This is a genomic window from Microbacterium sp. (genome assembly GCF_047605725.1).
Classification (GTDB): Bacteria; Actinomycetota; Actinomycetes; order Actinomycetales; family Microbacteriaceae; genus Microbacterium.
The window spans coordinates 1-17,070 of the sequence record NZ_JASGFE010000006.1; the positions used below are offsets into that span (position 1 = coordinate 1).

Sequence of the window (17,070 nt, forward strand, 5' to 3'; positions counted from 1 at the left end):
GATTTCGTGCGCGAGGGGGAACGGATCAGTTCAAGTCCCCCCTCGCGCACGAATGAGCGAAGGGTCCCGGTAGGGGCCCTTCGCTCATTTTCGTCGGCAGGGCTCGCCGCGAGCCGGGGCCGGCTGTCCCGGGCGCAGACTTGGCGCATCCGGTCGCCAACCCCGCGTGTCGCGACGAGCTGCGCCAGGTTTGGCGTGGGCGCCGGGCGCAGAGTTGGCGCGTCTGGTCGCCAAATGCCGCCGCGGCGACGAAACGCGCCAAGCGAACGAGCCGGTCCCGACGGGCGACCGTGCCCACGAGCTACCCTCGATGCCGCCAGCGGCTGATGCCCACCGCTGCGACCGCGACGACCACGCCGACGAGCAGCAGAGGATGGACGAACGCGAGCACGGCCGCCGCTCCCGCCGCCGCGGCGAGCATCGGCCCGTCGAGAGCCCAGACCACTCGTGCGGCGGCACCCAGGTCGCCCATCGGCGTCGGGATCGGGGCGAGGAGCGAGGGCGGCAGGGGACCTTTCAGGGCGTTTCCCACACGTGCGGCGAGGGCGAGGAGCCCCGCCGCGAGCGCGCTGACGATCGCCGCAGCGGCCGGCACGCCGGCGGCGATCGAGCAGACGACGACCGTCGCGACGAGCACGATGACGACGACGGCCAGCGGGAACAGTGCGTGGCCGGCGAGGAGTCGTTCGTCGCTGATCCCGTAGAGAGGCGTGCCGGATGCCACGGCCACCGCGTGCCGGATCCCATCGGTGAGCGGGCCGAGGCCGGCGAACAGGAGCACGCCGGCGCCGGCGCCGAGGAGCCAGGCCGGAGCGGCCGGGGCGAGCGCAAGCACGAGGAGCGCCCCGGCCGACCCGAGCGTGAGCACGCCGACGACGAGCCGTCCGGGTGTGCGGATCGCGCCGATCGCGTCGCGCAGCAGGAACCTCAGCGTCACCGGGCGCACCGGGCGCACGGCACGGATCCGACGGCCGAGCCGGGGGCGCATTCGGTATCGCTCCGCGGCTGCGCCGAGCTCCAGTCCGGTCGCGTGCGTGACGGCCGAGTCCCACCGTGCGGCCTGCGCCGACAGCTCCTCGAGGCCGAGCCGATTCAGCAGCGTCGGCACTGCGGCGACGAGCGCGGCGGCACAGGCCGCGAGCAGCACCACGGCAGGTGACGGTCCACCGCCGGGATAGGCCAGTCCGGCCCAGCCCCACGGGACGAACGGGAGCGCCCCGGGCGCCACCGCCGTCAGCGCTCCGAGCCCGAACAGGCTCAGCGCGAGCGGCACTGCGGCACGCGGAAGCGACTGCCCGGCAAGCCACGCGATGGTCGTGACGACGCCGACGAGCGCTCCTGCCGCGACGAAGACGGCCATGCCGAGCAGGTCCGTCGCCCCGTGGTGCGCGAGGCCGCCGCCGATCACCGTTGCCACGAGCGCGGTGATGGCGGTCACGAGCAGACCGGCCCGCAGCACTGGCGGGCCGAACGCTCCGGAGCGCGGCAGCTCGCTGGTGGCGAGCGCGTGCGTGAGCAGCGGCGGCAGCAGCGCGGGGCCGCGATCCCGGCCCAGCAGCAGCGCACCCGCCCAGAGCGTCGCGACGACGAACCCGGTCGCGCGCGGCGCGATCGGGGACGTGAGCAGGGCGATGCCCGCAGGGCTCGTCGCGCTCACCCAGATCGCCCGCGCCAGCGGGGCCACGATGACCAGCATCACCATGACGACGGCGTACACGACGTATGCGCGTCCTCCGGCTGTCCGTGCGTTTCGTGCCCGCCACAGCTGGAAGGCCGCCCGTGCCCGTCCGTTCATGCCGCGGCATCCAGTTGCAGCGTCCGGTCGGCGAGTGCCTCCGCGAGCACAGGACTGTGCGTGGCGACCACCAGGGTGGCCCCTCCGTCGCGCCGGGCTCGCAGAGCGCGCACGACGGACGCGACGTGCCCCGGGTCGAGCCGCTGCTCGGGCTCGTCGAGGATCAGCACCTCGAACGGGCGCGCCAGCACCATGGCGAGGGCGAGCAGCTGCATCTGCCCCGACGACAGCTCGTGCGGGAATCGACTGCCGGATGCCGACAGGCCGAGCTCGGCGAGCACCTCTTCCGCACGCCGCGTCGCGGCGCGCGGGTCGTCCCACCAGGTCGTCGCGACCAGCGTCACGTGGTCGCGCACCGTGAGATCGGGGGCCAGCGGGGGCAGGCCGATCATCGCGGCGACCCGGCGGCGGAATCCGCGATCGCGCTCGGTCACCGCCTCGCCGCCGATCCGCACGGTGCCGTGCGATGGCGCGCGGGAGCCGGCCAGTACGCGCAGCAGCGTGGACTTTCCGCTCCCGTTCCGGCCGCGCACGACCAGGGCCTCGCCGCGCCGTGTCGACACCGAGACAGGAGCCAGCAGCGTCGCGTCACCCGCGACGACGTCGACGCTGTCCACCTCGATCACAGCTCCCATCCTCCCAGGCGCCGTCCGAGGAACGGCGTGAACCTGGCGCGTATGGTCGCCGAACTCGCGTATCGCGACGAAACGCGCCAAGTGAAGCGCGGGTGCCGTGCGCATACCTGGCGCGTATGGTCGCCGACGCTGCCCGCGGCGACGAAACGTGCCAAGTGAAGCGCGGGTGCGTGTCTGTATTCCTGCGGGCTTGCGGCGCCGCCCCATCGTGGGCAGTGTGGGCGGCATGAGCGAGCCCGTGCGTCCCCACCACTCCCGGCCCGCGGCGGATGCCATCGCCTCGCTGTTCGAGGTCCCGGACGAGCTGGCCGACGAGCTGGCCTCCGTGACGGAGCAGCAGGCCCGCGACCGCATGCGCCGCCGCGGCATCTCCGTCGATGCCGCGGCCTCGGCGCAGGAGCTTGCCGCTCGGCTGGCCAGGGCGGAGTTCGGCGGCGTCGCCGACGGCGAGCTCACTCCTGTCGAGCTCGCCGGTCTCACCCGGCGCCACGGCGAGCTCGTCCGCGAGCTGATGCGGCGCGGCACGCCCGAGGCGTACGCGGTGTTCCGCGTGCGCCTCGATATCGCGCGGGAGCGACGTCGCACCGCGCGGGCGCGGGCGGCGGTCGAGGCATCCCAGCGCCGCGCCCACACCGATCCGGTGACGGGGCGGTTCGACCTCGACGTGCACGGACCGGTCGACGTCCGGTCGATCATCCCGGCCCGCGCCGGCGAGGTCGGTGCCGCCTGGCACCAGCTGCACTCCTCCGCGCTCGTCCACCACCTGGCCTCGGCCCGGTTCGCTGCCCTCGCCCTCGAGCGCAACCCGGAGCTGAAGGCCGCCGTCGACGCCGAGGTGCAGCGCATGCTGGACGAGGCCGGGCTCTGAAGGCCGAGGGCGCCTCGCGCCCGGTGCGCTGCCGCAGTGCGCATAACTCAGGCAATTCGCGCGCCGACGCGGGGTTCAGGCGGCTGGTTCGGTGTTCTGCCTGAGTTATGCGCATCGTGCCGGCGCGACCCGGTCGAAGAGGCTGGGCTCCCGCGGGGCAGAGGCCGCGATCTCGCAGGGCCTCACACCCCGTCGAGGCTTGGGACGAGTGTGAACACGACCTCCTCGACGTCTCGGCCGAGCGCCGGGGCGTAGGCGAGCGAGCGCGAGACCTCGGTGAAGCCCGCGGCGGTCACGAGCGCGATCGCCGCGGCGTTGTGCGCGGCGATCCGCGCGTACAGCGGACGTTCCGGCTCCCTCGTGATCAGCAGGCGCAGCGCGGCGGAGCCGACGCCGCGCCCCCACGCGTACCGGGCGATCCAGAAGCTCACCTCGCGGTCGCCGTCGGCCTGGAACGCCGCCGCCGTGCCCACGAACCCGCCGTCCTCGGTCACGACGTGGAGCGCGACCGACGGGGCTGCCCGCTCGGCGGCGATCCACGCGTCGAAGGCCGCGCGATCGTCCGGATCGTCGGCGGTGAAGGATGCCAGGGCGACAGCATCCGGGTCGCGCATCATCTCGAAGACGGCGTCGAGGTCGTCGTCGTCGAACGGCCGGAGGTCCACGTGTGCCACGGCATCACCGTACCCATCGCCGCGGCATCCGATGCAACATTTGTGTCACCATCTCGTGGTGTGCGCGACGGCGGACGCTCGAGTTGGCTACCGTGGGAGCACGCGGGCGCGTTTTGCGCCGGTGGAAGCACAGCAGTAAGGCAGTTCATGAGCACCAGCGGCACCGTCAAGTGGTTCAACTCGGAGAAGGGCTTCGGGTTCATCGCTCCGGACGAGGGCGGCGCTGACGTCTTCGCCCATTACACCGCGATCCAGGCGAGCGGCTACCGCTCGCTGGAGGAGAACCAGCGCGTCGAGTTCGAGATCGCGCAGGGCCCGAAGGGCCTGCAGGCGGAGAACATCCGCCCGATCTGACGCACTCGCCTCACCCTCCCGGCGTGCGAGTCACTGCTCTGCCGGCGAGTCCTTGTGCTGCAGCGCAGTGACTCGGCGCGGGGGCAGTGACTCGCGAGCAGAAGCAGTGAGTCGCGGGGGCGGGATGCCGGGGGTGTGGGCCGGGGCATGCGGCGCGGGGGCGCGGCGCGGCTCAGTCCGCGTCCACCAGTAGGAGCGCGCGCAGCTGATCGACGGTGTCGACCACCGCTTGTGCGCCCTCCGACTCGTGCGGCCAGCTGAACCCCCACCGCACGAAGATCACCGGCACGTCGTTGTCTCGACCGCCCTCCACGTCGTGGTGGCGGTCGCCGACCAGGACTGCGCGATCGGTGTTGAGGCCCAGCGCATCCAGCCGGCGCAGCGCCTCGGCGACGATGTCGGACTTGGCCGCCATCGTCTGCTCGTCGGCCGAGGCGCCGGCGGTGGCCTGCAGGTGCGGAGCGAGTCCGAAGTGCTCCATGAGGGCGACGACCTGCGGCTCGGGCTTCGAGCTCGCCGTGGCCTGGGCGACCCCGGCCGCAGCGAGGTCGGCGACCAGCTCCACCATGCCCGGATAGGTGCGCGCCCCACCGGTGTGGCCGTCTACGTCACCGAGCGCGCGGAAGTACGTGACCGCCTCGGCGGCCTGGTCGGGGGACATGCCCAGGTTCTTCTGGAACGACTCGTGCATGGGCGGCCCGATCCAGTGCACGAGCTCCGCGCGCGTGGGCTCGGGGTGTCCGAAGTGATCCAGCGTGCGCGTCAGGCGTTGCAGGATGCCGTCCGAGGCATCCACCAGCGTGCCGTCGACGTCCCACAGAATGCATGACCAGGGCGATCTCGGCGGCATGTCTCCAGCCTACAAGCGGCCTCGAACGATCGAGACGCCCAGGGCTCAGAACAGGCGCGGGGCGCCCGACTCGACGCCCTTGAGGTCGTCGTAGTCCAGGGTCACGCAGCGGATGCCGCGATCGGCGGCGAGCACCCTGGCCTGGGGCTTGATCTCCTGCGCGGCGAACACGCCCGCCACGGGCGCCAGGTGCGGGTCGCGTCCGAGCAGCTCGAGGTAGCGCGTGAGCTGCTCGACGCCGTCGATGTCGCCGCGGCGTTTGACCTCGACGGCCACCGTGCCGCCGGCGGCGTCGCGCAGCAGCAGATCGACCGGCCCGATCGCGGTGGGAAACTCCCGCCGGACCAGGGTGAGTCCCTCGCCGATCACGCCGACCTGCTCGGCGAGGAGGCGCTGCAGGTCGGCTTCGACGCCGTCCTTGATCAGTCCCGGGTCGACCCCGAGCTCGTGCGTGGAGTCGTGCAGGATCTCGTAGAGGCGCACGGTGAGAGCGTCGCCGCTCTTGGCGTGGGTGACCCGCCACTGCTCGACGACCACCTCGTCGCCCGGCTCGTCGGGCGGGTCCGGCGTCTCCACGACGAGCGAGCACGGAGGGCTCATCCAGTTCAGCGGCTTGTACGAGCCGCCGTCGGAGTGCACGAGAAGGCTCCCGTCGCCCTTTTGCACGAGCAGGCGCGTCGCGGGCGGGAGGTGGGCGTTCAACCGGCCGGCGTAGTCGACGGAGCAGCGGGCGATGACGAGTCTCACCGCTCCACGCTACCCGGCGCCGCTGCATGAATGGCATCCGTCCCGGCGATCCATGCTTCAACGCGGACGGGTGAGCCTTCATGCAGCCCTCAGTGCCGCGCGAATCACCTCTGATCGCGACTTTCCTTCACGCTTCGCGCGAGCATCGAGTGCTGCGATCTCCTCCAGAGTGAGTCGAAGCGCGATGACCTGGGTAGGGGCGGAGCCTCTGCCCGGCCGCCCTCGGCCGCGCCTCTTCAGAGCCTCGATGTCGTATCCCTCTTCCGCCTCGGTCGCCCAGGCGGTGATCTGCTGTTCGGCGACGGGGATCCCGCCGATCGTCGGTGGAGCGCTTCTCCAGCGCCATCCTGGAAAGGCCCTCCGCCCGTAGGATGGAGGCACGCCTTGATCGCCCGAGCGCGGAGTCCCCCCGGCATCCCCGGTCCGTGCTGACGACCAGCAGGAGGTAGCCCGTGCTGATCCTCCTCGCCGCGTTCGCAATCGTTCCGCTGGTGATCCCGTGGCTGTTCTCGCGCATCGGGCCGCGCGTGTTCAGCGTCGCGGCGCTGCTGCCGATCGCGGCCTTCGGCTTCGCGATCGCCCAGACGCCCACGGTGCTCTCCGGTCGTATTCCGTTCGAGGCATACGATTGGATCCCCTCGCTGGGGCTCGCCGTCTCGATGCGCATGGACACCCTGGGCTGGATCATGGCGCTCATCGTCACCGGCGTGGGGGCCCTGGTCATGCTCTACTGCCGCTGGTATTTCGCGGGCAAGACGGTCGGCGTCGGGCAGTTCGCCGCCGTGCTGCTCGGGTTCGCGGGCGCCATGTACGGCCTCGTGCTCATCGACGACATCGTCGTGCTCGTGATGCTGTGGGAGGTCACGAGCGTGCTCTCCTATCTCCTGATCGGGCATTACCACACCCGAGGAGCGAGCCGTCGGGCCGCGCTGCAGGCGCTGATGGTCACGACGCTCGGTGGGCTCGTCATGCTGATCGGCGTCGTGCTGCTGGTGGTCCACACCGGCACCAGCAGCCTCTCCGGTCTGCTGGAGGCCGCCCCGCACGGCCCGCTGGTCGACCTGTCCCTGGTGCTGGTGCTCGTGGGGGCCCTCAGCAAGTCGGCGATCTTCCCGTTCCACTTCTGGCTGCCCGGCGCCATGGCCGCCCCCACCCCGGTGAGCGCCTACCTGCATGCGGCCGCCATGGTCAAGGCGGGCGTGTACCTCATCGCACGGCTCGCGCCGGTGTTCGCGCTCGCCGAGCCGTGGCGGCCGGTCGTGATCTCGCTCGGCGTGTTCACGATGCTGCTCGGGGGGCTCCAGGCGCTGCGCGAGTCGGATCTCAAGCGCATCCTCGCCTTCGGCACGGTGAGCCAGCTCGGCATGCTCACGGTGGTGCTCGGGTACGGCACGCGCGACGCGGCGCTGGCAGGCCTTGCGCTGCTGCTGGGCCACGCGCTGTTCAAGTCGGCTCTGTTCCTCGTGGTCGGCGTGATCGACCGCCAGCTGTCCACGCGCGACATCGGCGAGCTGTCCGGCGTCGGCCGGCAGGCGCCGACGCTCGCGGTCGCGTCGGCCTTCGCGGTCGCGTCGATGATGGGGCTCGCCCCCATGATCGGCTTCGTCGCGAAGGAGGCGGCGCTCACCGCGCTGCTGCACGAGAGCGGCGCGGGTGCGGGCTGGGCGATCGTGGCCCTCGGCGGGATCGTGACGGGCTCGGCGCTGACCACCGCGTACGGCCTGCGCTTCTTCTGGGGCGCGTTCTGGACGAAGAAGGATGCCGCCGGCCACGCCCTCCCGCCCACCCGCTGGCCCGACCCCCCGCTCGGCTTCATCGCCCCGCCCCTCGTGCTGGCCGCGCTGACCCTCGTCGCGGGCCTGTCGGCCCTGTTGATCGATCGCGCCCTGGCCGGCTACGCCGACACCGCGCCGGCGGCGAGCCCCGGCGTCGCCGCGCCGGCGCACGCCTACCACTTGGCGCTGTGGCACGGGCTGGAGCCGGCGCTGTTCCTGTCGCTGGGCGGCATCGTCGTCGGCGTGGGCGTGTTCTGGCTCGTGCAGGTCACGCGCTGGCGCTCGCGGCTGCTGCCGTTCACCGCCGGCGGCGTGTACAACGCGACGCTGCGCGGCGTCGCCCGCGTCGCGGTCGCCACCGCGAACCTCACCCAGCGCGGATCGCTCCCGGTGTACGTGGGCACGATCTTCGTCGTGCTGGTCGCGGCCGAGGGGACCGCGCTCCTGGCCGGACCGGAGTGGCGCGCGAACCTGGATCCGTGGCAGACGCCGATGCAGGTGGTCGTGGCGCCGATCATGATCCTCGCCGGGGTCGTCGCCGTCCGAGCCGGCAAGCGCTACACCGGCGTCGTGCTCGTCTCGGTGACCGGTCTCGGGATGATCCTGCTGTTCGCCACGAGCGGCGCGCCGGACCTCGCCCTGACGCAGATCCTCGTGGAGACCGTGACGCTCGTGGCCTTCGCCCTGGTGCTGCGCCGCATCCCGGCGCGGCTGGGCACCCACAACGCCTCCGTGCTCCCGGTGCTGCGCGCGCTCCTGGGGATCGCGGTGGGCGTGACGATGGCGATCGTCGCGGTCGTGGCCACGGGGGCTCGGGTGGACAGGCCGATCTCCGACAGCTTCCCCGAGCTCGCCTACGAGCTCGGCCACGGCAAGAACGTCGTGAACGTCGCCCTCGTCGATCTGCGCGGCTGGGACACGATGGGCGAGCTGTCGGTGCTGATCCTCGCCGCCACGGGCGTGGCATCCCTCGTCTTCGTCACCCACCGCTCCGATACGCTCTCGCGGACGATCTCGTCGCTGCCGACGGCGGCCGTCCGCACGCACCGGCCGCTCGTGGAGACCGCCGACGGGCCGCGGCCGCGCGCCGCGGCGACCGGGAGCACGCGCCAGGCGTGGCTGGTCGGCGGCCAGCGCGTGCGCCCGGAGAACCGCTCGATCATGCTCGAGGTGATCGTCCGCATCCTCTTCCACACGATCATCGTGGTGTCGATCTACCTGCTGTTCGCGGGCCACAACCTCCCCGGCGGCGGGTTCGCCGGGGGACTGGTGGCGGGCATGGCGCTCGTCATGCGCTACATCGCGGGCGGGCGGTACGAGCTGGGGGCGGCGTCGCCGACGGATGCCGGGCGGCTGCTGGGCGCCGGGATGGCCCTGGCCGTCGCGTGCGCGGTGGTGCCGATCTTCTTCGGGCTCGCACCGCTGACCAGCGCGGTGCTGGAGGCGGAGCTGCCGCTGCTCGGGCACGTCGAGTTCGTGACCTCGACGATCTTCGACGTCGGCGTGTACCTCGTCGTGATCGGGCTCGTGCTCGACGTGCTGCGCTCGCTCGGTGCCGAGGTGGACAGGCAGGCGCAGGAGCTGCGCGGCCGGGGGGTGGCGGTCCGGTGAACGTCTCTCTCATCCTGATCGTGATCATGGGCGTGCTGTTCGCCGCCGGCGTGTACGCGATGCTCGAGCGCAGCCTCACGCGCGTGCTCATCGGCTTCCTGCTGCTGGGGAACGCGGCGAACCTCTTTCTGCTGGTCGTGACGGGAGAGCCGGGGCTCGCGCCGTTCTACGGGGCGGCGGCATCGCCCGACGAGCTGAGTGACCCGCTGCCGCAGGCGCTCACGCTCACGGCCATCGTCATCACGTTCGCGGTCTCGGCCTTTCTCCTGGCCCTCATCTACCGTTCCTGGCAGCTCGGCCAGGCCGACACCGTGCCCGACGACGAAGCCGACCTCGCCGTGCGCGCCCGGGCCGCCGAGGACGAGCGCACGATGGACGACGAGAATCGCGACGAGGATGCCACGAGCGATTTCGTCGGCACGGTCACCGCGCCGATCACCGTGCTGCGCCACCGCGACCTCGACGCGATCCGCGACGATGCGCCCACCGATCGCCCGGAGAGCCGACGATGAGCGGCCTGGTCCCCCTGCTCGTGGCGCTGCCCCTCCTGGGCGCGGCGATCGCGCTCACCTTCGGTCGGCGCCGGCGGGTGCAGGTGGCGGTGTCGATCGTCACGCTGACGCTGGTGCTGACGATCGCGGCGGTGCTGCTGTACACGGTCGACACGGGAGGCGCGCCGATCGCGGTATCGGTGGGGGGCTGGCCGATCCCGTTCGGCATCGTGCTCTACGTCGACCGGCTCGCGGCGCTGCTGGTGGTCGTCTCCAGCGTGGTGCTGCTGGCGGTGCTCCTGTTCTCGGTCGGTCAGGGCGCCGCGGACGGCGACGACGACACGCCGGTGTCGATCTTCCACCCCTCCTATCTGATCCTCGCGGCGGGGATCTTCAACGCGTTCATCGCGGGCGACCTGTTCAACCTGTACGTCGGGTTCGAGATCCTCCTGGTGGCCTCGTACGTGCTCATCACGCTCGGATCGACCGAGTCCCGCATCCGCACCGGCGTCGTCTACATCGTCGTCTCGCTCGTCTCGTCGATCCTGTTCCTGTCCGCGATCGCCGCGATCTACGCGGCGCTGGGCACGGTGAACCTCATGCAGGTGGCGGAGCGCATGACCGCGCTGCCGCAGGAGACCCAGCTCGTGCTGCATCTCCTGCTGATCCTGGCCTTCAGCATCAAGGCCGCGGTCTTCCCGCTCTCGTTCTGGCTGCCCGACTCCTACCCGACGGCCCCGGCGCCGGTCACCGCGGTGTTCGCGGGACTGCTCACGAAGGTGGGCGTGTACGCGATGATCCGCACCGAGACGCAGGTGTTCCAGGAGAACGACATCAACGCGCTGCTGCTTGTGGTGGCGCTCGCGACGATGGTCGTCGGCATCCTCGGCGCCGTCGCGCAGGCCGAGCTCAAACGCATCCTGTCGTTCACGCTCGTGAGCCACGTCGGCTACATGGTCTTCGGCCTCGGAATCGGCACCGAGGCGGCGCTGAGCGCGACGATCTACTACATGGTCCACCACATCGTGGTGCAGACGACGCTCTTCCTCGCCGTGGGCCTGGTCGAGCGCCGCGCCGGGTCGACCTCGATCCTCAAGGTGAAGGGGCTCATGCGGACCGCGCCCCTGATCGCGGCGCTGTACTTCCTTCCGGCGGTGAACCTCGGCGGGCTGCCGCCGTTCTCGGGCTTCATCGGCAAGTTCGCGCTGTTCGACGCGGCCGCCTCGACGGGCACCCCGCTCATGTACGTGCTCATCGTCGGCGGCATCGTCACGTCGCTGCTGACCCTGTACGCGCTCATGCGGGCATGGAATCTGTCGTTCTGGCGGGAGGACGACGAGACGGAGGAGCCCGACGTCGCCGGACGCATCGCCTACCTCGACGGCGCTCCGGCCGCCGCGACGCAGACGGTGCGCCGCGCGATCCCGCGCATCATGACCGCGGCGACCGCCGGCATGGTCGCCGTGACGATCGCGCTGACGGTGCTGGCCGGCCCCCTGTACGAGCTGTGCGCGCACATCGGCGAGGCGCTGCTGGTGCCGACGACCCTGGAGCAGCTGCACGAGGAGGCGGGGCGATGACCACCCAGACCCGCGAGCTCGCGCGCGCCGTGTGGCGCCAGCTGCCGTTCTTCGTGTGGCTCGTGGCGCTGTGGATGCTGCTGTGGGGCCAGTTCACGATGCTCGCGGCGGTCACCGGCGTCATCGTCGCGGTCTTCGTCACGCGGGTGTTCCGCCTGCCCGCGGTGGAGCTGTCCGGCCGGGTCAATCTCTGGTGGCTGTTCGTGTTCGTGGCGGAGTTCCTCGTGGCGCTCGTGGTCGGCTCGCTCACGGTGGCCTGGCAGGTGCTCGATCCGCGGCGCTATCCGGGCACGGCTGTCATCGCCGTGCCGATGGTCACCGAGGACGACCTGATCATGACGCACGTGGCGGTGACGGCATCCCTCATCCCGGGTTCGCTGATCGTCGACATCGATCGCGACCGGCACGTGCTCTACCTCCACGTGCTCGGTGTGCGCAACGACGCCGACCTCGAACGCCAGCGCGCTGCTGTGCAGCACTGGGAGGGGCGCCTCGTGCGTGCGGTCGGCTCCCGCGCGCAGGTCGCCGCGATGCGGGCGGAGAGGACGGATGCCGTATGAACCTCCTGCTCGCCGCGATCTACGTCGCCTTCACCGCCGCCGTGCTCCTGACCGTGTGGCGGGTCATCGTCGGTCCGTCGATCCTCGACCGCGCCGTGGCCGCCGACGTGCTGCTGACGCTCGTGATCTGCGTGCTGGGCGCCGACATGGCGATCAACCACCACACGCGGAGTCTGCCGCTGCTGCTGATCGTCGCGGCCGTCGGCGTGTTCGGGTCGATCGCGATCGCACGCTTCGTCGCCCGCCGGGATGGGGGACCGCGATGAACGAGCTGCTCGACACGATCTCGCTCGTGCTGATCCTCGCCGGGGCCCTCCTGTGCCTGACCGCGGCGATCGGCGTGCTGCGCTTCCGCGACGTGCCCACGCGCCTGCACGCGGCCACCAAGCCCCAGGTGCTCGGCTTCGCGCTCATCTGCCTCGCGATCGCGCTGTCGCTGCGCTCGTGGGAGGTCGTGGCATTCCTCACGCCGGTGATCGTGATCCACTTCGCCACCGCGCCGCTGTCGGCGCACATGGTGGGCCGGCAGGCGTACCGCAACGGCACCGTGGACGAGCGTTCGCTCTATGTGGACGAGCTCGCCGCGTCGCGTCGGACGCCCCCGCGCTGACGCTGCCCTGACCTCGGACGCCCCCGCGCTGACGCCGCCCTGACCTCGGTGCCATTGGCGACACCTTCCTGCGACTGCGCCAGGTTCCTGCACCGCCTCTGAGGTTGGCGCCAGTTTCCTGCGATGGCGCCACATATTCGTAGGGGCAGAAGCAGGAAGGTGTCGCCAACAGTGTCGAGAGGGGGCAGGGACAGGGGGCGGGATGCCGGGACGCGGGGCTCCGGCGACTGATCAGCCTCGCGGGACCAGGGTGAGGCTGTCCACGGTCGCCTGGCCCACCGCGTCGGACGAGAAGGGCCAGGACGTCTGGCGCGCGTGCTGCCACGTCTCGAACTGATCGGTGTAGTTCGGGTGGAATGCGTGCCCGCTCGCGCCGGTCAGGTGGTTCCAGCGCGAGGCGTCGAGGTCGGCGAGGTCGACGGTCATGCGCATCGAGGGCACCGTGACGGTGGCGAAGCCGCCGCTGCCGAGCACCCAGCCGGTCGCGTCGACGACCGCCGATCCGCCGCCCACCGGGTAGGGGCCGCGGTTGAAGAGCCACTCGATGATCGGGATGCCGCTGGAGCCGAACGTGCCGCTGGTCAGGGTGATGGCGTGCAGCGCTCCCCACTCCCAGCGATCGGGGTCATCGCCCTGCAGCTCGACGAGCCGGTCGTAGGCGTCGACGGCCGCCTTGGCGAGCAGTTCGTCGCGGCCGTTCACGCCGAGCTTCTCGTTGACCCACCACGCGGAGTCGGGGTCGCCGAGCAGCCGGTCGACGACGAGGAACATGCGGTCCTGGCCGGCGACCGATGCCGGGTCGTCGCGCCGCGTGAACAGGTCCTGCACGAGCTCGTCCCACAGCACGTTCGCGTAGGCGGCGCCGCTGGAGTCGGTGCGGTTCTGCGTGTCCCACTGCTGCAGCAGCTCGAGCGCCGCGCGGGCGCCGGGGTCGTCCACCTCGACGTCGGCGTACGCTGCCACGAGCCGCTTGCCGATCCACAGCTGCTGGTCGGCCTGGATGGCGGACATGTCGTCGGCCGTCATGCCGCCGCGTGCCGCCGCGCGCTCCAGCCGGTCGACGATGCGGGCGGCGCGCCAGCCGTAGTCCCAGTCGTCGGTGATGCGGTACGGGTACGCTTCGTCGACGACGGCGTTGTTCGCGGTGACGATGAACCCCGCCGGCGGGTTGTAGAGGGTGGGGAGCTCCGCGAACGGGATGTACCCCTGCCAGTCGTAGCTGGAGTCCCAGCCCGGCTGCGGCATCGATCCGTCGCCGGCGCCGCGGATCGGCATGCGACCCGGTGCCTGGTAGCCGATGTTCCCCTGGCGGTCGGCGTAGACGAGGTTCTGCGCGGGCACGTCGAACAGCTCCGCGGCGGCGCGGAACTGCTCGAAGTCCTGCGCGAGGTTGATCGCGAAGATCGACCGCGCCGTCGTGCCCGGCTCAAGTGCGGTCCACGCCAGACTCACGGCGTACTCGCCGGAAAGGCCGTCCTGCGGGACGGTCACGGCATCGGTCGACCCCGTGACGGGGGCCTCGGCGATGGCGGTGAAGTCGTCGCTCAGGCCGGAGACGATCGGTCCGTGCACCGTGGAGCGCACGGTCGTGGTGACGTCCTTGCCGCCGGCGACGGCGAACGTCTCGGTGCGCGTCTGCAGCGGCACGAGCGCGCCGTCGCGCCAGTACTGGTCGCCGTCGACCTTCTCGAGGTACAGGTCGGCGGAGTCGTTGTTCAGATTGGTGACGCCCCACGCGATCGACGCGTTGTGCCCCACGATCACGCCGGGGACGCCGGCGAACCCGAAGCCTGCGACGTCGAACGCGCACGCCTCGGTCACCTCGCGGCATCGCAGGCCGTTCTGGTACCACACGCTCGGGAGCGAGGCCCCGAGGTGCGGGTCGTCCGACAGCAGCGGCAGGCCGCTCTCGGTGAGATCGCCCGACACGACCCACGAGTTCGAGCCGATGCCCTCGCCGGCCCCGCCCACGAGGGCGCTCGCGGCTTCGACGACGTCGCCCACCTCGGTCCACACGACACTCGCCGGGGCGGCTGCTGCGGCATCGGTCTCCGCCGCCGGGGCCGGGGTCTCCTCGGCCGCCACGACCGTCGGGACGATGACCGGGTTGCGGTCGTACGGATACCGCGGGTAGAGCTCGGCGATCTGCTCCGGCGTGTGCGTGCGGGCCAGAAGCGCCCGTTCGGTCTCCTCCACCAGGTTCGCGCGAAGATCCCACGCCATCGCCTTGAGCCACGCGACCGAGTCGGCCGGGGTCCACGGCTCGATCTCGTACGCGGAGTTCTGCAGTCCTAGCACCGCGTACTCCAGTGACACGGATGCCCCGTCGTGGTCGTCGAGGTAGGCGTTCACTCCCGCGGCGTACGCCTCGTAGTAGCCGCGCGTGGCCTCGTCGAGCGCCTCGACCTCCTGCTCGGCGATCGCCCGCCAGCCGAGGCTGCGCAGGAACATGTCGGTGCCGAGCTGGGACTGGCCGAACAGCTCGGCCAGCCGGCCGCTGGTGACGTGGCGGCGGAAGTCCATCTCCCAGAAGCGGTCCTGGGCGTGGGCGTAGCCCTGCGCGAAGAACAGGTCGTCGGTGGTGTCGGCGACGATCGTGGGCACGCCGAGCGCGTTGCGCTGGATCGTGGCATCCTTCCCCAGTCCGGTCACCGCGACGGTGCCGCTCAGCTGCGGGAACGAGCGCTGCACGGTCCACACGATTACGCCCGCGGCGACCAGGGCGAGCACCGTGACGAGGGCGACGAGCGCGAAGACGGCGATGCCGATCCGGCGCCCGAGCGAGCTGCGAGGCCCGCCCGCATCGGTGAGTGGCGCGATCTCGGTGGTGGTGGACATCGTTGGCACTCCCCCGGGGCGACGTGGGACGGGATGCCGTGCACCCCGGGTCGCGGCGCCGACCCCCCGGTCTCGCACGGCACCGCTTCGGGCATCGTAGCCCGCACGACGGACGAGCGGAACGCCCGCGCCGCCGCCGAGGCGTCGGGTCAGTCCGCGCCGAAGTCGAACGACGCCGACTCGGAGGCCTCGTCGACGGCATCCGCCAAGGCCTCGCGCTCGGCCGTGAACGGCTCCGCGTGCCCGGTGATCGCCGCCGCCGACCCCGACGAGAGGTCGCCCACGAGCTCGGCGGTCGCCCCGCCGATCAGGCCCAGCCCGGCGTACTGCTCCAGGCGGGCGCGCGAGTCGGCGATGTCGAGGTTGCGCATGGTCAGCTGGCCGATGCGGTCGGTCGGGCCGAACGCGGCGTCGCCCACACGCTCCATCGACAGCTTCTCCGGCGCGTACGACAGGTTCGGCCCGGTGGTGTCGAGGATCGTGTAGTCGTCGCCGCGGCGCAGGCGCAGCGTGACCGTGCCGGTGATCGCCGAGCCCACCCAGCGCTGGATCGACTCGCGCAGCATGAACGACTGCGGCTCCAGCCAGCGGCCCTCGTACATCAGACGCCCGAGGCGCCGGCCCTGCTCGTGGTAGGTGGCGAGGGTGTCCTCGTTCAGGATGCCGTTGACCAGCCGCTCGTACGCGATGAACAGCAGCGCCATGCCGGGCGCCTCGTAGATGCCGCGGCTCTTGGCCTCGATGATGCGGTTCTCGATCTGGTCGCTCATGCCGAGGCCGTGCCGTCCGCCGATCGCGTTCGCCTCGTGCACGAGGGCGACCGGGTCGTCGAACTCGACGCCGCCGATCGCGACCGGACGGCCGGCGGAGAACGAGATCGTGACGTCCTCGGTGGCGATCTCGACGGCCGGGTCCCAGAACCGCACGCCCATGATCGGGTCGACGGTCTCCAGCGACACGTTCAGGTGCTCCAGGGTCTTCGCCTCGTGCGTGGCGCCCCAGATGTTGGCATCCGTCGAGTACGCCTTCTCCGCGGAGTCGCGGTAGGGGAACCCGTGCGCGACGAGCCACTCGCTCATCTCCCGGCGTCCGCCGAGCTCGGTGACGAAGTCGGCGTCGAGCCACGGCTTGTAGATGCGCAGGGCGGGGTTTGCCAGCAGCCCGTAGCGGTAGAAGCGCTCGATGTCGTTGCCCTTGTAGGTGGAGCCATCGCCCCAGATGCCGACGCCGTCCTCCTTCATCGCGCGCACGAGCAGCGTGCCGGTGACGGCGCGCCCGATCGGCGTGGTGTTGAAGTAGGTGCGGCCGGCGGAGCGGACGTGGAAGGCGCCGCACGCGAGCGCCACGAAGCCCTCCTCGACCATCATCGGCTTGCAGTCCACGAGGCGGGACAGCTCCGCGCCGTAGGCCAGCGCGCGGCCGGGGATGGAGTCGATGTCGTCCTCGTCGTACTGGCCGAGGTCGCCGGTGTACGTGCAGGGGATCGCGCCCTTGTCGCGCATCCACGCGACCGCCACGGAGGTGTCGAGCCCTCCCGAGAAGGCGATGCCGATGCGCTCGCCGATGGGCAGGGATTGGAGGACCTTCGACATGCCCTCAATCCTACGGTCGCGGCATCCATCGCTCGTTCGCGCTGCGGCGCTCCGGCGCGCAGCGGGGACGGCGGAACCTCGTAAGATCCC

At 71.5% G+C, this 17,070-nt stretch carries 16 protein-coding genes; 8 read left to right on the top strand and 8 right to left on the bottom strand.

The window, feature by feature from the left end:
• Nucleotides 1-301: 301 nt before the first annotated feature.
• Together QM641_RS02270 and QM641_RS02275 are read right to left on the bottom strand one after the other, a co-directional pair.
• Nucleotides 302-1,795 (bottom strand): hypothetical protein, encoded by a 1,494-nt coding sequence (locus QM641_RS02270; protein WP_415113014.1) that lies wholly within the window; start codon nt 1,793-1,795, stop codon nt 302-304.
• A complete protein-coding gene (locus QM641_RS02275; RefSeq protein WP_415113016.1) occupies nt 1,792-2,430 on the bottom strand; it encodes an ABC transporter ATP-binding protein in 639 nt (212 codons plus the stop codon). Before QM641_RS02275 ends, QM641_RS02270 begins: the two co-directional genes overlap by 4 nt.
• 226 nt (nt 2,431-2,656) lie before the next feature.
• Between QM641_RS02275 and QM641_RS02280 the strand changes: the two genes are divergently transcribed.
• Nucleotides 2,657-3,298, top strand: coding sequence for a hypothetical protein (locus QM641_RS02280; RefSeq protein ID WP_415113018.1), 642 nt, complete (start codon nt 2,657-2,659; stop codon nt 3,296-3,298).
• 182 nt (nt 3,299-3,480) lie between these two features.
• Here QM641_RS02280 and QM641_RS02285 read toward each other — a convergent pair whose 3' ends face one another.
• Nucleotides 3,481-3,972, bottom strand: a complete 492-nt coding sequence (locus tag QM641_RS02285) for a GNAT family N-acetyltransferase (RefSeq protein WP_415113020.1) — start codon at nt 3,970-3,972, stop codon at nt 3,481-3,483.
• Nucleotides 3,973-4,119: 147 nt separating this feature from the next.
• On the opposite strand from QM641_RS02285, the gene QM641_RS02290 reads away from it, so the two are divergent.
• Nucleotides 4,120-4,326, top strand: coding sequence for a cold-shock protein (locus QM641_RS02290; RefSeq protein ID WP_415113023.1), 207 nt, complete (start codon nt 4,120-4,122; stop codon nt 4,324-4,326).
• Nucleotides 4,327-4,498: 172 nt separating this feature from the next.
• On the opposite strand, the gene QM641_RS02295 is transcribed toward QM641_RS02290, so the two are convergent.
• From QM641_RS02295 to QM641_RS02305, 3 genes are all read right to left on the bottom strand, one after another.
• Entirely contained in the window at nt 4,499-5,176 is a 678-nt protein-coding gene (locus QM641_RS02295; RefSeq protein WP_415113025.1) for an HAD hydrolase-like protein, read from the bottom strand.
• Between the two features lie 45 nt (nt 5,177-5,221).
• Nucleotides 5,222-5,923 carry an endonuclease NucS gene (nucS, locus tag QM641_RS02300; protein WP_415113027.1) on the bottom strand — a complete coding sequence of 234 codons (702 nt, stop codon included), beginning with the start codon at nt 5,921-5,923 and terminating at the stop codon, nt 5,222-5,224.
• Between the two features lie 78 nt (nt 5,924-6,001).
• On the bottom strand, nt 6,002-6,304 hold the full coding sequence (locus QM641_RS02305) for a ribbon-helix-helix domain-containing protein (RefSeq protein ID WP_415113029.1): 303 nt from the start codon (nt 6,302-6,304) through the stop codon (nt 6,002-6,004).
• A gap of 71 nt (nt 6,305-6,375) precedes the next feature.
• Between QM641_RS02305 and QM641_RS02310 the strand changes: the two genes are divergently transcribed.
• From QM641_RS02310 to mnhG, 6 genes are read left to right on the top strand one after another with little or no spacing between them, the layout of a single operon-like run.
• Nucleotides 6,376-9,309 carry a Na+/H+ antiporter subunit A gene (locus QM641_RS02310; RefSeq protein ID WP_415113031.1) on the top strand — a complete coding sequence of 978 codons (2,934 nt, stop codon included), beginning with the start codon at nt 6,376-6,378 and terminating at the stop codon, nt 9,307-9,309.
• Nucleotides 9,306-9,821 carry a Na(+)/H(+) antiporter subunit C gene (locus tag QM641_RS02315; protein ID WP_415113033.1) on the top strand — a complete coding sequence of 172 codons (516 nt, stop codon included), beginning with the start codon at nt 9,306-9,308 and terminating at the stop codon, nt 9,819-9,821. The genes QM641_RS02310 and QM641_RS02315 overlap by 4 nt, the downstream gene beginning before the upstream one ends.
• On the top strand, nt 9,818-11,380 hold the full coding sequence (locus QM641_RS02320; RefSeq protein WP_415113035.1) for a Na+/H+ antiporter subunit D: 1,563 nt from the start codon (nt 9,818-9,820) through the stop codon (nt 11,378-11,380). Before QM641_RS02315 ends, QM641_RS02320 begins: the two co-directional genes overlap by 4 nt.
• Complete coding sequence (locus QM641_RS02325) at nt 11,377-11,940, top strand: Na+/H+ antiporter subunit E (protein ID WP_415113037.1); 564 nt, start codon at nt 11,377-11,379, stop codon at nt 11,938-11,940. Before QM641_RS02320 ends, QM641_RS02325 begins: the two co-directional genes overlap by 4 nt.
• Nucleotides 11,937-12,206 carry a monovalent cation/H+ antiporter complex subunit F gene (locus QM641_RS02330; protein WP_415113039.1) on the top strand — a complete coding sequence of 90 codons (270 nt, stop codon included), beginning with the start codon at nt 11,937-11,939 and terminating at the stop codon, nt 12,204-12,206. The genes QM641_RS02325 and QM641_RS02330 overlap by 4 nt, the downstream gene beginning before the upstream one ends.
• Nucleotides 12,203-12,550 carry a monovalent cation/H(+) antiporter subunit G gene (mnhG, locus tag QM641_RS02335; RefSeq protein WP_415113041.1) on the top strand — a complete coding sequence of 116 codons (348 nt, stop codon included), beginning with the start codon at nt 12,203-12,205 and terminating at the stop codon, nt 12,548-12,550. The genes QM641_RS02330 and mnhG overlap by 4 nt, the downstream gene beginning before the upstream one ends.
• A 231-nt stretch (nt 12,551-12,781) precedes the next feature.
• On the opposite strand, the gene QM641_RS02340 is transcribed toward mnhG, so the two are convergent.
• The gene (locus QM641_RS02340; protein WP_415113043.1) at nt 12,782-15,388 is read right to left on the bottom strand and encodes a penicillin acylase family protein; all 2,607 of its coding nucleotides are present in this window, start codon (nt 15,386-15,388) and stop codon (nt 12,782-12,784) included.
• A 149-nt stretch (nt 15,389-15,537) separates the two neighbouring features.
• Entirely contained in the window at nt 15,538-16,980 is a 1,443-nt protein-coding gene (gene argG, locus QM641_RS02345) for an argininosuccinate synthase (protein ID WP_415113045.1), read from the bottom strand.
• Between the last annotated feature and the right edge of the window lie 90 nt (nt 16,981-17,070).

Excerpts from the sequence above, each read along its gene's own strand:
- QM641_RS02275 (WP_415113016.1), bottom strand. The coding sequence starts at position 2,430 with ATGGGAGCTGTGATCGAGGTGGACAGCGTCGACGTCGTCGCGGGTGAC.
- QM641_RS02270 (WP_415113014.1), bottom strand. The coding sequence starts at position 1,795 with ATGAACGGACGGGCACGGGCGGCCTTCCAGCTGTGGCGGGCACGAAAC.
- QM641_RS02280 (WP_415113018.1), top strand. The coding sequence starts at position 2,657 with ATGAGCGAGCCCGTGCGTCCCCACCACTCCCGGCCCGCGGCGGATGCC.
- QM641_RS02325 (WP_415113037.1), top strand. The coding sequence starts at position 11,377 with ATGACCACCCAGACCCGCGAGCTCGCGCGCGCCGTGTGGCGCCAGCTG.
- mnhG (WP_415113041.1), top strand. The coding sequence starts at position 12,203 with ATGAACGAGCTGCTCGACACGATCTCGCTCGTGCTGATCCTCGCCGGG.
- QM641_RS02330 (WP_415113039.1), top strand. The coding sequence starts at position 11,937 with ATGAACCTCCTGCTCGCCGCGATCTACGTCGCCTTCACCGCCGCCGTG.
- QM641_RS02295 (WP_415113025.1), bottom strand. The coding sequence starts at position 5,176 with ATGCCGCCGAGATCGCCCTGGTCATGCATTCTGTGGGACGTCGACGGC.
- QM641_RS02340 (WP_415113043.1), bottom strand. The coding sequence starts at position 15,388 with ATGTCCACCACCACCGAGATCGCGCCACTCACCGATGCGGGCGGGCCT.
- QM641_RS02320 (WP_415113035.1), top strand. The coding sequence starts at position 9,818 with ATGAGCGGCCTGGTCCCCCTGCTCGTGGCGCTGCCCCTCCTGGGCGCG.
- QM641_RS02290 (WP_415113023.1), top strand. The coding sequence starts at position 4,120 with ATGAGCACCAGCGGCACCGTCAAGTGGTTCAACTCGGAGAAGGGCTTC.
- argG (WP_415113045.1), bottom strand. The coding sequence starts at position 16,980 with ATGTCGAAGGTCCTCCAATCCCTGCCCATCGGCGAGCGCATCGGCATC.